Source organism: Bacillus sp. MRMR6, assembly GCF_001940785.1.
In the GTDB taxonomy this organism is placed as follows: Bacteria; Bacillota; Bacilli; order Bacillales; family Cytobacillaceae; genus Neobacillus.
Window position 1 is genome coordinate 1 of sequence record NZ_MSLS01000025.1, and the last position, 16,178, is coordinate 16,178.

At 38.1% G+C, this 16,178-nt stretch carries 12 protein-coding genes; 9 read left to right on the top strand and 3 right to left on the bottom strand.

Features of this window, described 5'->3' with window-relative positions:
- A partial coding sequence (locus tag BTR25_RS19200) for a transposase (RefSeq protein WP_483295270.1) occupies positions 1-184 on the bottom strand: 184 nt, incomplete at its 3' end.
- Between the two features lie 662 nt (positions 185-846).
- Between BTR25_RS19200 and BTR25_RS19205 the strand changes: the two genes are divergently transcribed.
- The 8 genes from BTR25_RS19205 (at position 847) to BTR25_RS19240 (ending at position 10,851) form a co-directional block, all read left to right on the top strand.
- Positions 847-2,391 carry an extracellular solute-binding protein gene (locus BTR25_RS19205; protein ID WP_075689645.1) on the top strand — a complete coding sequence of 515 codons (1,545 nt, stop codon included), beginning with the start codon at positions 847-849 and terminating at the stop codon, positions 2,389-2,391.
- Between the two features lie 83 nt (positions 2,392-2,474).
- Positions 2,475-3,434 (top strand): ABC transporter permease, encoded by a 960-nt coding sequence (locus BTR25_RS19210; RefSeq protein ID WP_075689646.1) that lies wholly within the window; start codon positions 2,475-2,477, stop codon positions 3,432-3,434.
- 20 nt (positions 3,435-3,454) lie between these two features.
- The gene (locus tag BTR25_RS19215; RefSeq protein WP_075689647.1) at positions 3,455-4,330 is read left to right on the top strand and encodes a carbohydrate ABC transporter permease; all 876 of its coding nucleotides are present in this window, start codon (positions 3,455-3,457) and stop codon (positions 4,328-4,330) included.
- A 29-nt stretch (positions 4,331-4,359) separates the two neighbouring features.
- Entirely contained in the window at positions 4,360-5,466 is a 1,107-nt protein-coding gene (locus BTR25_RS19220; RefSeq protein ID WP_075689648.1) for a prenyltransferase/squalene oxidase repeat-containing protein, read from the top strand.
- Between the two features lie 21 nt (positions 5,467-5,487).
- Complete coding sequence (locus BTR25_RS19225) at positions 5,488-6,723, top strand: MFS transporter (protein ID WP_075689649.1); 1,236 nt, start codon at positions 5,488-5,490, stop codon at positions 6,721-6,723.
- A 29-nt stretch (positions 6,724-6,752) separates the two neighbouring features.
- Positions 6,753-8,213, top strand: a complete 1,461-nt coding sequence (locus tag BTR25_RS19230) for a family 43 glycosylhydrolase (protein WP_075689650.1) — start codon at positions 6,753-6,755, stop codon at positions 8,211-8,213.
- 17 nt (positions 8,214-8,230) lie between these two features.
- Positions 8,231-9,784 carry a glycoside hydrolase family 28 protein gene (locus tag BTR25_RS19235; RefSeq protein ID WP_075689651.1) on the top strand — a complete coding sequence of 518 codons (1,554 nt, stop codon included), beginning with the start codon at positions 8,231-8,233 and terminating at the stop codon, positions 9,782-9,784.
- 20 nt (positions 9,785-9,804) lie between these two features.
- Complete coding sequence (locus BTR25_RS19240) at positions 9,805-10,851, top strand: dienelactone hydrolase family protein (RefSeq protein WP_139311288.1); 1,047 nt, start codon at positions 9,805-9,807, stop codon at positions 10,849-10,851.
- 128 nt (positions 10,852-10,979) lie between these two features.
- Here BTR25_RS19240 and BTR25_RS19245 read toward each other — a convergent pair whose 3' ends face one another.
- Positions 10,980-11,879, bottom strand: a complete 900-nt coding sequence (locus BTR25_RS19245) for a pectinesterase family protein (protein WP_075689652.1) — start codon at positions 11,877-11,879, stop codon at positions 10,980-10,982.
- 227 nt (positions 11,880-12,106) lie between these two features.
- Here BTR25_RS19245 and BTR25_RS19250 point away from each other — a divergent pair, with 227 nt between their 5' ends.
- Complete coding sequence (locus tag BTR25_RS19250) at positions 12,107-13,591, top strand: extracellular solute-binding protein (RefSeq protein ID WP_075689653.1); 1,485 nt, start codon at positions 12,107-12,109, stop codon at positions 13,589-13,591.
- A gap of 50 nt (positions 13,592-13,641) precedes the next feature.
- Here the strand turns inward: BTR25_RS19250 and BTR25_RS19255 are convergent, their stop codons facing one another.
- The gene (locus BTR25_RS19255) at positions 13,642-15,945 is read right to left on the bottom strand and encodes a helix-turn-helix domain-containing protein (protein ID WP_075689654.1); all 2,304 of its coding nucleotides are present in this window, start codon (positions 15,943-15,945) and stop codon (positions 13,642-13,644) included.
- Between the last annotated feature and the right edge of the window lie 233 nt (positions 15,946-16,178).

Consider the following 16,178-nt stretch of genomic DNA (forward strand, 5'->3'; position numbering starts at 1 on the left):
TCGATCGAATTGGTGGCACGGCATTGCGACCGTTATCCAGACAATATTTATCTTTTAATTCTTCAATTATGAATGAAAAGTCGACTAGTTCTTTAATTTGGCGAAGCATATTATCTTTTGGAACAATGAGATCATAAATTCCTATATATGGGCTAAGATTGAATGAATCTTGAAAGGAAATCATTTCGGTACCACCTTTAAAGTCTTGTTACCTTAATTATAAAATAAAAAGCAGTTGAAGGGTTGATAAAATCAACCTTCAACTGCCTCAAAACAAAGGACTTTTTCAGTGCCCTCAGCTTAGCGACGAGGAGGCTCCCCGGCACGCCCGCGGAAAGCGAAGCATCTGGAGGGGAAATCAACAGGCCTTGGTGCATAGGCAATTAAATCAAAAACAATCAATTTTTAAATCAAACAAAATGAAAAATTGCCGAGAAAACTACCCTTTCTCGACAATCTGACGAGCAATCCATTAGGATTGCTCGTTTTTTAATTTCTCACAAAAGTGCTTCTAGTAAAAGCATTCTTTTCAAAATGAAATAATCATTATTACATTTACTCCAATTTAAGCGGTTTTATAAATGGGTTTGATGATAGATGAGATAAAACACTATTGGAAATGTAAAAAAATATTTAGAGGGTGTGTTCAATTAAGTAGCTAGTAGAGAAAGATTATTTTAAATCTTCTGTAAACGGATAATCATTTTGTTAGGTCCTACGTTAAAACAAGCTAAAACAGCACTGTTATCAAGGGATGTAAGATAGTGATTATATACGAAATGAAAGCGTTTCAATTAAGCTGATAATGTGCAAGACACAACAAAATATGAAACAGGGGGATGTAAAATGATTCGTTCAAGAAAATTTCTTACCACGTTTTGTGCTCTTTCATTAGGACTTGGATCATTAGCGGCATGTTCAAATGAAAGCGCTTCAAACAATTCATCTGGAACAAAATCGGAGGGTAACCAGTCAGAGGTTGAAAAGAGTAATGAGCCGTTCAAGTTATCAATCATGGCAAACCTACACACTCCAGAGGTACCTTCAGACAAAATTGAAAAGCAGTTAGAAGAAAAGACAAATACGGAGCTTGAAATTCAGTGGGTTCCTGACAGCAGTTATGAAGAAAAATTAAGTACAGCATTTGCAACAGGATCATTTCCACAAGCAGTATTCATGAAAAACCAAACTACGTATCTTCAATTTAAAGAAGCAATCCGTGATGACCAATTCTGGGAAATCGGACCATACTTAAGTGAATATGAGAATTTAAGTAAATTAAAGGAAGAAGTATTGAAAAATACAGCTGTTGACGGAAAAGTCTTTGCCTTGTATCAGGGAAGACCATTATCACGTCAAGGATTAATTTTCCGTAAAGACTGGGCAGATAAACTGGGGATATCCACTCCAACAACAACGGAAGAATTTGCGGAAATGGCAAGAGCGTTTACAGAGGATGATCCGGATGGGAATGGAAAAAAAGATACCTTCGGACTTACAGACCGCAGCGATTTAATTTATGGTGCATTTAAAACCGTTGCTTCATGGTTTGGGACACCAAACGGATGGGGAGAAAAGGGTGGGGAATTACTTCCAGAATTTATGTTCCCAGAGTATGTAGAGACTATGGATTTCTTTAGGGATCTTCGGGCTAAAGGGTATATGAACCAGGACTTCCCAGTTACAAGTAAGCCTGACCAGCAAGCATTATTTAAAAATGGGACTGCTGGAATGTATGTTGGTTCTATGGCGGATGTTGTAAGCCTGCATGCAGATGCTGTGAAACTCAATCCAAATATCGTGTTAGATGTTCACAATAATATTAAGGGGCCGGATGGCAAATTTGGAGTATGGGCTATTCCTGGTTATGGGTCTCTCGTGTTATTCCCTAAATCATCAGTTAAAGACGAACAACAATTAAAAAGTGCATTAAGCTTCTTTAATGAATTAATGGATCCTGCAAATGCAAACCTAATTTTCTGGGGACTTGAAGGAGAACATTATTCGGTCGAAAATGGACTGGCAAAACCAATTGAAGATACTGACTTGACTGACCGTGAAGTGAAGCCTTATCAGGCAATTGAAATTGGTGAACCAACCACAAATGGAAGATATGATGGTTTCCATACGTATGAAGTAAAAGCAAAAGCTGAGGAGCTCATCGTTGACAATGAAAAATATCTAATTCACGACCCTGCTGCTCCATTAGATTCAGCGACGTTTATTGAAAAGGGTGAAAGACTGAGTCAAATTATCATTGATGCGACATATAAGTATATGCTTGGGCAACTTGACAAAGCCGGCTTTGATAAAGCGGTAGAAAATTGGAAAAGTCAAGGTGGAGACCAAGTTATCAAAGAATTTAATGATTCTTATGCTAAATCCAAATAATAGGTAACGGTATTAAAGGATGGAAGGGCTGACTCTTCAATGGAATGGTCAGCCCGGCACATTACACAGAGAGGATGATGTAAATGAACACTGATTTAGTTGTTGAAAAAGATCCAGTGTTACATAAGCAAGAACGACGTACAGAGTTAATGAGGAAAATTAAAAAGAATAAATTAATTTACTTAATGATCCTTCCGGGTATTCTTTACTTCATTATTTATAAGTACATTCCGATGTATGGTCTCGTCATTGCGTTTCAGGATTATAAACCATATAAAGGTATTATGGGGAGTGAATGGGTAGGTCTAGAACATTTCAGAAGATTATTTTCAGAGCCTGATTTCTGGATGATTTTCAGCAATACCATTATTTTATTTGCATTAAACATAGTTCTTTTCTTTCCAATTCCGATCATTTTAGCGTTAATGCTGAATGAAATACGTTTCATGGCTTTCAAAAGAACGGTTCAAACATTAATTTATATTCCGCATTTTATGTCATGGGTAATTATTGTATCCATCGGTTATGTTATGTTAACGCTTGATGGCGGGATGATAAATGGACTCTTGGTAGCTCTTGGGTTTGAAAAGGTCAACTTCCTTCTTAATCCTGACTGGTTCCGTCCAACCTATATTACCCAGGTCATCTGGAGAGAAGCAGGATGGGGCACGATCATATACCTGGCTGCGATGGCATCCATCGATCCTCAATTATATGAAGCGGCAAGAATGGATGGAGCTAACCGTTTCAAACAGATGTGGCATATAACTTTACCTTCCATTAAGAGTGTCATTATCATCCTATTAATCTTAAAAATAGGTGATGTTCTAGAGCTTGGTTTTGAACACGTGTATCTATTATTAAATTCTGCAAACCGCGAAGTAGCTGAGATCTTTGACACGTATGTATATATCGCCGGATTGAAGCAAGGTCAGTACAGTTACAGTACAGCAGTTGGATTTTTTAAAGGAATTGTAGGGCTTATCTTAGTTATGTTTGCAAACTGGCTGGCCAAGAGAAACGGTCAAGAAGGAATCTACTAATTACATTAGGAGGGACAACAATGGTTGAAGACAAATCATTAGGCAGCCGCATATTTAATTACACCAATATGTTTTTGCTGATAATAATTGCATTAGTTACAGTACTTCCCTTTATCCATGTTATTGCCAGCTCATTCACAACGAGTGCTGAATTGGCTGAAAAACAGTTTGTTTTATTCCCAACGGAATGGAGTTTAGCTGCTTACAAGTACATTTTCTCGACCGATACCATCTTCCGTTCACTTTTGATATCGATAGGGGTTACTGCGGGAGGAACTGTCTGGAGTATGTTTTTGTCGATACTTACAGCTTACGGTCTTTCCCGTAAGGATTTAGTTGGGAAACGATTCATCATGTTCTTTGTTGTATTTACGATGTTATTCAATGGTGGAATGATTCCTACCTTCTTAATTGTAAAACATACAGGATTACTGGATTCACTGCTTGCCTTAATTATTCCGGTTTCCATTAACGTGTTTAACATGATTATTTTAAAGAGCTTTTTCCAGGCACTACCGGATTCCTTAGAGGATGCCGCAAAAATTGACGGCTGTAATGATTTTGGCATCCTATTTCGAATTATTATCCCTTGTTCAATGCCAGCGATTGCAACCATTTCACTTTTCTACGCGGTAACGTATTGGAACACTTACATGCATGCTATTTTATACTTGAACAATTCTGCTCTATGGCCGGTACAGGTACTATTGCGTCAAATTGTTGTATTGGCAACCGGGTTAAATTACGATGGTTCAGAGTTTACAGACGTTCCTCCACCTGAACTGACAGTCAAAATGGCGGTAATAGTAGTAGCTACTTTACCAGTGCTATTGGTATACCCATTCTTGCAAAAGCATTTTACAAAGGGTGCACTACTAGGTTCAATCAAGGAATAGTCCATCACTTTATAGTAAGAGGTGAAAAGATGATAAAAGATCAAGAATATGTCGACCGATTCAATCGCTTAGAAGAATTATTTGATGGGTTCTTTCAATGGCTTGCAGGACAATTTGATCATCATACTGGAGGGTTTTATTATGCGAAGAGCTCTATTTATGATGACAGGTTCCTTCCTGATATCGAATCCACCGCTCAAGCCTTAAATATTTTAACGAGGAATCAATTGCTAGAAAGTATGCCTCAAAAAATGAAGGAGAAATTGATTCAATTCTTTAGGAGTAAGCAGGACCCTGAAACTGGTTATTTTTTCGATGAAAATGCAGCAATGAAAAACGATGAGGTGATGGTGCACCGAGCAATTGGCTATTCAACCGGAGCCCTTGAAAAACTGGGGAGCGAACCATTATACCCTTTACCATTAAAGGCGAAGGCAGCTCCTGATTATGTGAAAACCCCAGGAGTTTATTTAGAAAAATGGAAAAGTATCGATCTAAGCAATAGCTGGAGAGGATGCGATCTTTTAGCTACCTCCTGTGTATATATTGGCCAAATGGATAAGGAAAAACAAGCTCCATTTCTTAAGGAAGCTATCCAATTTTTAGAATGTATTCAGGATCCGGAAACAGGGCTGTGGGGAGAGGGCAGCCTATATGTTCGAATATCCGGAACATTTAAACTGCATACCTTTTACAACAGATTTAATATTCCAATGCCGAATACGGACCGTATTTATCAGAGTATTCTTCATTGCCTTCGTAATGAAGAGGCGAATGACATGTGTTATATACGGAATCCTATTGATCTATTAGCCTATGCTAATTTGCCGATTCAACCTAAAGAATTAATGGAGATCATGGAGATTACGATTCACAATATGGCACGACTAAAAAGGAAGGACGGAGCGTTCTCAAGAGAGATGGAGTCATCACCTCCTGCTCCCAATGTCGCACAAGTCAAAAAAGGCGAGCGGTATCCATATATGCCAAAGCCTGTTTACTTAAGTAATGGGCTTTATGAAGGGGATATGAATGCAAGCACTCAAACTACCCTCATTCGCCAACAGCTGTATAAACTAGCAGGTATGCCCATTGCTCCTTTAAGAGAATCTGCTGGATTTTATCAGCTCCTATAAAGAAAGAAGTGATCGTGATTCATGGGGATATTTACATTATCAAAGGAAAAAAGGTTATCTGAACAGGCGGTTATTACACTCGTCATTCATACAATCTATCAATTTGGTAACTCGTTATCACTCATTTTTATTAATTTATATCTTTGGCGTTTGACAAATGATTTGTTTATTAATGGGCTTTTCAACTTAATTGCGATCCTGTCTCAGGCTATTGCCACCTTTTTGATGGGGAAATATGCCAAGAAGAAGGATCGCTTAATTCCATATCGATACGGGATTTTCTTAACGGCATTGTTTTATTTAGGTATCATTTTGACTCAGGAGAATATTATTCATTACTTTTCCCTGTTTGCTATTTTGAAAGGGGTATCACAAGCCTTATACTGGCTGGGATATTTTACAATAGCCCATGAAGTATCAAATAACCAGAACCGCCATCGCTATTTAGGCTGGAATCAAATCGTGATGAGCGGCGCCAATTTGATCGGGCCGGCACTGGCAGGTTTCATTATTAGTGTAAATAGTGAAATGAAAGGATACATAATCGTATTTTCACTTACCTTTTTAATGTTTATCGTTTCTGCTATTGGCAGTATGCGAATTAAAAAAGAAACGGTACACCACAAAGAATATTACATGAAATATTTACCACTAATCCTAAAAAGAAAGCCAGAATTCTTTAATTCTTTACTTGGATGGTTTTTCATCGGCTTTCCTCAAGGAATCTTAATGTATATCCCTCCTATTTTGTTATATAACATTTTCCCAGAGGAACAGTTTGTCGGGTACTTAAATGTTGTTTTTTTGAGCCTCACGATTATTTCCAGTTATGTGATTTCCCGGATGGCTAATTCAGAATCCACGGTGAAATACTTAACAATTTCGGCAATTGGTTTTATTTTTTCATCCATCTTTTTATTATTTGAACTTTCAATCTGGACTGTTGTTTTGTTTATGTCAATCAGTTCATTATTTAAACCGCTGCAGGCCAATGCTTATGCGGCTCATTACTTTAATTGGATGGATGTTTTGCCCCTTAAAGAAAATTTTCGAGTGGAGTCTGTTGTGTTGCGAGAGTCTATTATTAATCTGGGAAGAGGCCTAGGAATTGTCCTTTTTATGACTTTTTCGAAAGAGATCAATACAGTGACTGTTCCATGGATTATTATTTCCGTTATGACGATTCAGCTGCTGATTCCGTATTTAGCAAGGAGAAGACTTGTCAATTCTAAGGTAAACTTGCATTCTAGCAGCTAAATTATATAAAAGCTATGGGAGAGATAAAAATGTCTATCAATGAATTAGATGGAAATAGTGGGTGTGCGGATTTAAAAAACGGGACATTTATGAATCCAATTTTAAGAGGAAACTATGCAGATCCGTCGATTATACGTGTTGAAAACGACTATTATATGGTTAATACGTCTTATCAGTATGTTCCAGGCTTACTTGTTTGGCATTCTACCAATCTCGTAAATTGGGAACCAATCGGCTCTGCTCTGACTGAATTCAATGGGAATGTATGGGCTCCTGATTTCGTCCATTACAAGGATATGTATTATATCTATTTTCCTGCTGATAAAACAAACTGGGTTACGACTGCAAAGGACCCTAGAGGACCATGGAGTAAACCGATTAATCTCCATACCTCACACATCGACCCTGGCCATGTAGTAGGACCTGATCAAAAACGCTATTTGCATTTATCTGATGGTCATATGGTTGAGCTTTCTGACGATGGATTATCTGTTGCTGGGGAGGTCCGGAAAGTGTATGAACCGTGGACATATCCAGAAGACTGGGAGGTGGAGGCATTTAGCCCTGAAGGTCCTAAACTTAGGTACTACAACGGGTATTATTATTTACTAATTGCCGTTGGAGGAACTGCAGGTCCCCCTACTAGTCACATGGTGGCAGCTTCACGCTCAAAAACACCATGGGGTCCATGGGAGCACTCACCACATAATCCTATTCTAAAAACCTCCTCAAAGGAAGAGTACTGGTGGTCACAGGGGCATGGAACATTGATTGATACTCCAAACGGCGAGTGGTGGATGGTTTATCATGCATATGAAAACAGCTTTCATACGCTAGGCCGACATTCTATGCTAGTGCCTATCGAATGGACAGAGGATGGCTGGCCCAAGGTAGTGGACGGAATCCGTCCAGATCGGCCCATCAAAATGCCTGAAGGTAAAAAGGGCTCACACGGCTTCCCGCAAAAGGATTATTTTGATTCGAGGAAACTAGGTCTTCATTGGCAGTGGTTAGGTCATCCGGAAAAAGAACGGTTTCTTCCAGTAGACGGTTCATTGACAGTTACAGGTAAAGATGGCTCCATTTATCCCATCTTGTATATGGCAGGTCATCGTTCCTATGAAGCCGAAATTGATGTGATGGTTAAAGGAGATGCTGAAGCAAAATTTATGCTGTTTTATGATCAGTCAAACTACTTAGGACTATCAGTATCAAGGGAAGGAGTTCGCCATTTTAGAACCTTTAAACATTATCGTGTCGAGCCGTATGAAGGAAGGTCGATACGTTTGCGAATAAAAAACGATGAACATATCGTTTCGTTTTATTATAAAGAGGAAAATGGGCAATGGAAAAAGTATGATAAAGTGCTGGATGCTTCAGGCTTCCATCATAATACATTTGGAGGCTTTTTGAGCCTCCGAATCGGACTGGATGTGACCGGAAACGGAAAGGCATATTTTAAACAGTTTGAATACAGAGTTTGCCCATGATGAAGGGGGAAAGAGAAATGATCTTTTACAATGTTACCATTTACGGAGCAAAAGGTGATGGAGTAACAGATGATACAGAAGCCATTGTGGCAGCCATTGAAAATTGTGAAGCAGGCGGCGGGGGAACCGTTTATATTCCTGCAGGAACGTATGTAACGGGTCCCATTAACCTTAGAAGTAACATGACATTATATGTGGATGCTGGTGCAACTGTTTTATTTAAAGATGACTTTGACAGCTATCCTACTGTTAAAACAAGATGGTCTGGCTATGAATGCTATGGATTTTCACCGTTAATTTTTGGTGATGGACTGCAAAATGTAACGATTAAAGGAGAAGGCTGTTTTGATGGACAGGGGGAAGCGTGGTGGAAAGTGAACCGCAGGTTGAGAAAAGGAGAGTCCTTTACCACTGTGCGTACGAAAGAAATCACTAGGCTCAATCATGAACTCATTGGTCTTTTAAATACAAATTTAGTTGAGTGGGAATCACAATTTTTACGGCCTCCGCTCCTGCAATTCATTCATTGTGAGCATGTAAAAATAGAGGGAATTACGCTAAAAAACTCTCCTTTTTGGAATACCCATCTTGTATATTGCAATGATGTAAGTGTTCATGGTGTTACATTTAAAAATCCGTCCAATACACCAAATGGCGATGGTTTTGATATCGACTCATGCTCGAACGTCCGGATTTCAAATTGTCATTTTGATGTAGGTGATGACTGTTTATGCTTGAAATCCGGTATCAATGAAGATGGGAGAAGAGTCGGAAGGCCCACCGAAAATGTAACGGTGACAAACTGTACCATGCAGCGGGGACATGGCGGTGTCGTATTTGGAAGTGAAAACTCAGGCGGAATTCGGAATGTTACCGTATCTAACTGCGTTTTCATCGGGACAGACAGAGGAATTCGTTTTAAAACGAACCGTGCACGGGGGGGATACATAAAAAACATCCTAGTTAACAACATTTATATGGAAGATGTTTTTTGTCCACTTACGATTAACTCATTTTATCGACATGGTGTTGATGAAACAGACGAAACCATAAACAGCCTGGAGGCTATTCCAATTAGTGAAAAAACTCCAATTATTGAGCATGTACAAATTAGTCATGTGACAGCAAAAAATTGCCGGGCTGCAGCTGTATTTATTTACGGTTTACCTGAGATGCCGGTTAAAGATATTTCAATAAGTCATCTGACAATCGAAATGACAAATGACCCAGAGGAACAGGGGGGCGAACCGGATATGGTGAAAGAAGCCATTTTTATGGCTGGTGAAGGAGTCTTCTGTAAATATGTGGATGGCATGGTATTAGACCGCGTTCGAATTGAAACGCGTCAAGGGTCAGCCGTAAAGTTGGAAAATGCCTCTGATGTTGAAATTGAGAGTGTAACGATGAAAAGAGTTCATAAGAATACGCCAATCATACAACTTGTTAAAGTAAGGGACGTTTCAGTCGATGGCCGTCAAGCAAGAGCGATGTCTGACTCTTACATACAGGTGGATGAAGACAGTAAAGAGAAGGTACTCGTCTGTGGCGATCCTTATCAAATATCAGTTTAATAAATAGGAGTGATCTTGTCTTGTTAGGGATAGAGGAATATTTAGAGATGCTTTACGATCAAACCGTAAATCAGCATACTGGAGCCTATAATATTCACTGGAAAAATCAACTTAAAGCTCGCTTTCAAGAACGGTTAGGTGAGTTTTCTATTTCAGGAAAGTTGGAACAAAAGCCCATTTTTCTAGAAAAAATAGAAAAAAAGGATTATGTCAGATATAGAATAGAGATCCCTTCGATTGATTCCTTAAGGATCCCGACTTATGTATTAATTCCGAAAGGGAAAGAAAATAGCAGGTTACCCGCCGTTTTGGCGTTACACGGGCATGGGTATGGCAGCAGAGAACTGGTTGGACTTCATCCTGACGGGACGGATAACGATAAGAATCCGGGGATTCATAACAATCTGGCAGTTCAACTTGTACAAAAAGGGATGGTTGTGGTTGCTCCAGAAATCATTGGGTTTGGGGAAAGGAAATTATCAAAGGAAGATCATACAGACTCCGCCACTAGTAATTCATGTTTTTCGATCGCCAGTCAGCTGTTACTGATGGGAAAAACATTAGCGGGTTTACGAGTTTTCGAAACTCAAAGAGTACTAGATTATGTCATGAAATTGGATGATGTACATCCTGAAAAAGTTGGATGTTTTGGTTTCTCAGGCGGTGGTCTGGTAGCGGCTTTTACATCCATCTTGGATGACCGAATAAGAGCGACCGTTATATCGGGATATACAAACACTTTTAAAGGAAGTATTATGGACCGGCATCACTGTCTCGATAATTACATTCCCGGAATTCTTGAGCTTGCCGAAATGCCGGAGTTGGTTGGTTCGATTGCACCTAAGTGTTTATTCATTGAAGCAGGAATAAACGATCCTCTATTCCCTCTGAAGGAAGTGAAGACAGCCGTTACGTCTATTCAAAAGATATACGCTGATTTCCATTCAGCCAATCAATTTCACACCCATTTTTTTGAAGGCAGGCACGAGATTAGTGGGGTGGAATCGTTTGACTGGTTGTATAATACCTTGGAAAACATGAGTAGGGGGGATGAATGTGATTGGTGAAAAGAATAAACCAATTTGGTCCGCGGACCTGGGAGATGGACATTATCAAAATCCGATTCTGATCCCTGAACAATTCTGAGACGATGATAAAAGGGCAGCTAGTGATTAGCTGCCCTTTTTATTTGTTTTTATTGTGGTTTCCAATCGTTCCAGCCGCGAAAGATTTCTCCCATTGTTAGCTGTTCCACTTCTTTTTCCCCTAATAAAGAAGACCAGGTTTCTCTTTCATTATCAGAGGCACCTGGACCAGTGCTGTTATATTCTGCATAACGAACCGTCTTTTCGTTATCCTCATTCCGCCAGTTATCCCAGCCTTCACGTTTAATATGCGGACCCATCCATGTTCGAACAAAAACAGTATGGGCGTAAGGTCTCCACGGTCTTCCTAAGAACACAGAATTCTTATCTGCGGATCCCGTAAGCCTGCAATCGAAGAACAAGAAACCATACTTTATTTCCTTCGGCGTTGACGCAGCTGTAATATATCCTTGTCGCAAACTGTGTATTTCACATTGATCAAATACCATCGTACCAGAGCCGAAGATAAAATCTACGTGCCCTTCGATGTAACAATTAAAAAAATATTGACGGCCCCTGCTTGAATATAAAGTATCTTGATTTCCTAGCAATCTTATATTTTTAAAAACCATGCAATCACCTGAAATATACAGGGCCAATGCCTGGACAATTTCATTTCCGTACCCGGCAGTATTTTCTACAGTCAGGTTTTCCATATAAAAATTGTCGGCATGGATTGAAACAACGGGGGTTCGAAATGTTCCAAGCTTTTTATTTTCAGAATCGATCATTTCGGCATAGAGACTTCCCGAAATAACGGTTTCATTCACACTTTCACCGACGATTCGAATATCGGGTTTATTATCTGGAACAATGATCTGTTCCTCGTATTTTCCATTTTTTATGTAGATGGTTACTGGTTCGAGAGGGTGTACACGGACTTGGTTAATAGCCTCTTGAATACTGGTAAAATCCCCCGTACCGGCTTTACAAACGGTAAGCTCTAGCATGTTTTTTACACCTTTCTTTTTAAGTTAGTTTAGTTTTATTTTATCATAATACTCTGAATCTTTAGATGTTTCTCTTGCTAAAAGAAAGAAAGGTAAGATAAAATAGAAAAAGAATACAAAAAATTATAGTATAGTTAAAGTTAATTGCTAATATTCAAACTCTTTTAAAAGAGTTTCTTTTTTGTGAACCAGCGAAAGCGTTATCATTTTTTCTTGGAGGACTTGTCATGATGCAGAAAAACTTATGTGTCTTGCTGATTTGGGTACTGATTGTCCCGTCGCTTTCAGGTTGTTTGAAACAACAAGCAGTAGGGGAAGAAATCTCGATAACAAATATAGATTGGATGACTACGCTGTATGAGGAACAACCTCCAAACGATAAGATTATTAAGGAAATTGAAAAATTAACCAATACAAAGCTAGAGATAACATGGGTCCCAGATGCAATTGAGAATGATCGAGTTTATGCAGCTTTAGCCTCGGGGAAATTACCTAAAATTGTTACCTTAACGAACCTAAAGTCTTCTTCAGTATTAAATTCATTTAAATCAGATATGTTCTGGGAGATTGGCCCTTATATACATGAATACCCAAATCTTCGAGAAATGAATGAAACCGTAATCAAAAATATATTGTTTGAAGGAAAGCTATTCGGTATCTATCGTGAACGGCCTCTTTCAAGGCAAGGGGTTATCATTCGTACGGATTGGCTTGAAAATGTAGGTTTGGCCATGCCGAAGACAGTGGATGATTTATACCAAATCGCACACGCTTTTACATTTATGGATCCTGACCAAAATGGCAATAATGATACGATTGGATTTACTGACCGGTATGATTTAACATATGGCGTATTTAAAACTCTATCATCCTATATGGGAACCCCTAATGAATGGGGAATCATAGATGGCAAACTCGTTCCTGACTTTGAAACAGAGGAATATATGAAGACGATGGAATATATGAAAAGTCTATATGACGGGAACTTAATCAACCGTGATTTTCCAATTACAAGTAAAACGCAGCAACAGGATTTATTTATAAGAGGGAAAGCAGGAATCTATGTAGGAAATATGGTGGATGCCATTAATATGAAAAACGCTGCCATGAAATTAGACCAACCCTTTGAGATCGATGTTGTGAATCGCATCAAGGGAACTGACGGTGAAGAACGCGTTTGGGCTAGTGGCGGACATGCCGGCATGTTTGTTTTTCCAAAGTCATCCATAAAAACAGAGGATGAACTGAAAAAAATTCTTTTCTTTATGGATAGGATGATAGAAGAGGATATCGTTACTTTATTAGAGATTGGGATCGAGGGAGTACATTATCAAAAGAGCCCGGATGGAAGTTATCTGAAAATGGAAGAAAATCTTCATGATTTAGAATCGAACGTCAAACCTTATCAATCATTGATCAGTATCCATAACCGAACTTATACTAATACGAACGATCCATTACGGATTAAATTTGATGCCTTGGTAAAGGATAATGAAAGCATCTCCATCTCAAACCCTGCTGAGCCTTTATTTTCTCCTACCTTTTCAGAGAAGGGAAGTAAGCTCCAAAACCTTATTGATGCTGCCACGATCAATTATATAATTGGAAAAATTGATAAAGAAGAGTTTTATCAAGAGGTTCAAACATGGAGAATGAATGGTGGAAATGAAATTATTTACGAATTTAATGCTCAATTAAATGCAACACAATAAATAAAAGCGGGAGTCCTGTCATGCCTAAGACAGCTCCCGCTTTTCATGTTTTATTGTGCCTTTTTTAATTCTCTGTACTTTCCTGGTGTCGTTCCTTCAATTTTCCTGAAGGATCGGATAAAATTCTGTGAATTGTTATACTTGAGTTTTTCGGATATTTCTTTGACAGACAGATCGGTTTCCAGCAGCCATTTCTTTGCCATGTTTAGACGGTATAACGCTACGTATTCACTGAACGAAATGTTCGTCTCCTTGCGGAAAATGCTGCTTAAATAGTTAGGGTTGTAGTGAAGTCTTGTCGCAATGGATTCAAGTGTAATTTCCTGGTCAAACTCCTGTTGAATGATATGAATCATTTTATCTGAAAGATTTTTATATTGCGATTCTGTTCGTTCCTCAATCTTGGTCATTAATGGATGGATAATATCACTCTTAAACCAATGCTTCACTTCATCAAATGTCTTTAATTCATAAAGATGGTCAAATAATGATTTTTTATTATCCATCTCAATAATATCAATACCTAATGTCTGCATTAATTCAATCAAATCATTTAATAACCTGACAATCGAGATTTGATATTGGGTATGGTTTAAGTCTTTCTCAAGGATTGAATTTAGGAAAAGGCCCAGAATTTCATCCACCTTTTCCTTATCACATACCTTAATCGCATCAAATAACCCATTTTCAATTTGCTTCGGATAAAAGGTGTAAAATGATGTAGCTCTTTCTAAGTTTTCAAAGAAGATAATCGATTCCGTTCCAAATTTTAACGTGTATTTTAATGCTTCTTGTCCTTCCTTGAAAGCATGCACGGTTGACTCAAGATTCGCAAAAGGAAGACTTATGCCAATACTTACTGGAATGTATAATTCTTCTTTCACCTTTGTTTGAATGGTCTGAGCCAGTTGATTAATGTAATACGTATATTCCCCTTCCGACTCATGGGTACTTAAAAGAAGCGTAGCTTGTGTACGATTCATCACGATTGGAATAAACCGATTTTCGTTTGGTACAATATCCTCGATCATGGTATTAATCGTAAATAGCAGTAAATCCTCTTCTTTTTTATCGTAATTTGTTCCTTCAAGTGTATCAATTTGCAGGGTAAAAACACATAGCCTTTTCCAGGTTTGGTTGAATCCAAACGAGGCAAGTCTAGTAGACAGTTCGTCCAAATTTACTTTTCCCTGAAGGAGTCTGACCATAAAAAACTGTTTTAATTGAGTGACTTGACCTTGTACTTTTTCTTCGAGCTGTGTATTTTGCTCCAACATATGTTCAATTTGCTTTTCAATCAACTCAAATTCATTCTTTGGCTTAATCTCCGGCTTATGATGAAACTTATTGATGATGACTTCTTGTAATTGACGAACAGGCCTGTAGATCCGATTTGAACCTACTAATGAAACCGTTAAGGATAAAATAAGTAGAAATGTACATATATAAAGTGTAAACCAGCCGATTGAGATGGATTGTTTGTTCAGGTCACTGATTTTAATTAACGAGAGATAAGTCCAACCGTTATAGATGGATTTTCGATAAGTAACCTTGTAATCGGTTTCACTTATTTCCATGTCATACTGACCAGAGTTAGTATCAATCGCTAATAAACTTTTAGTAAAATCCTCATTTGAAAAATCTTTCCCGATATTGCCGAAATTACTATGACCGATTACTTGAAACTTTTCGTCCAAAATGATGGTAGTCTCAAGTTCAGAGTTTTGGGAAAGGATCCCTGAAAATGTACAAATTGGAATGGTGGCAACTGACACACCTGTCTTAGTTACACTATTTAAAGGCAACTGTTTTATTAGATTAATATGATATGTACATGAACCCGAGCCTTCTGATTCAGAATCAAAAAGATCATCTGCTTTTTTATCTAAGACCCAGGTGGAGCGGTTTGGCTGTGACATGTATTTGTCATTAATCTCTTTGTTTTGTTCCATCGTAAGTCTTTGAAGTCCCTTGTTATTGATTAGCCAATTTTCCGCAAGGCTAACTAATAATACATCGTTTAACCCAGTATCAAACGTTTGAAGGTGGCTTAATTCTTCTCTAATTTGATTGTAAAGCTGGAACTGCTCAGCCGCCAAAGGTTCATTCAAAGTTTCCCGCAGTTGTGAGGAAGTAACAAAATGGGTTAAGGAGTGATCAACAGTTTTAAGTACTTGTTCTACGTTTGTTTGAATCTGGTAGATCCTTTGTTCTTTTTCTTTCGCAACATTATCTTGAATTACCTCAGAGGATTTTAAGTAAGAGAAGATCCCTAAAACAATAACAGGTAATGTCGACAATACGATAATGAATGTCATTAGCTTTAAATAAAATTTGGTTGATTTATTCTTCATTTAATCCTCCTTACATAATTAGTTTTATAAGGTAAGTAAGGTAATATCTTCATTATAAATGAAATATGGACAAAATGGGTATAATCATTTTCTTATATTATATTCAATATATTAGGTTTTGGCTGATTACAGCCCCTGATATCCTATCAATATATTATTCTGTCTAGATGATTGTAGATGTGATTTCATTTGTAAGGTACAGTAAGATCATTAAGATCAGAATAAAGGACGTT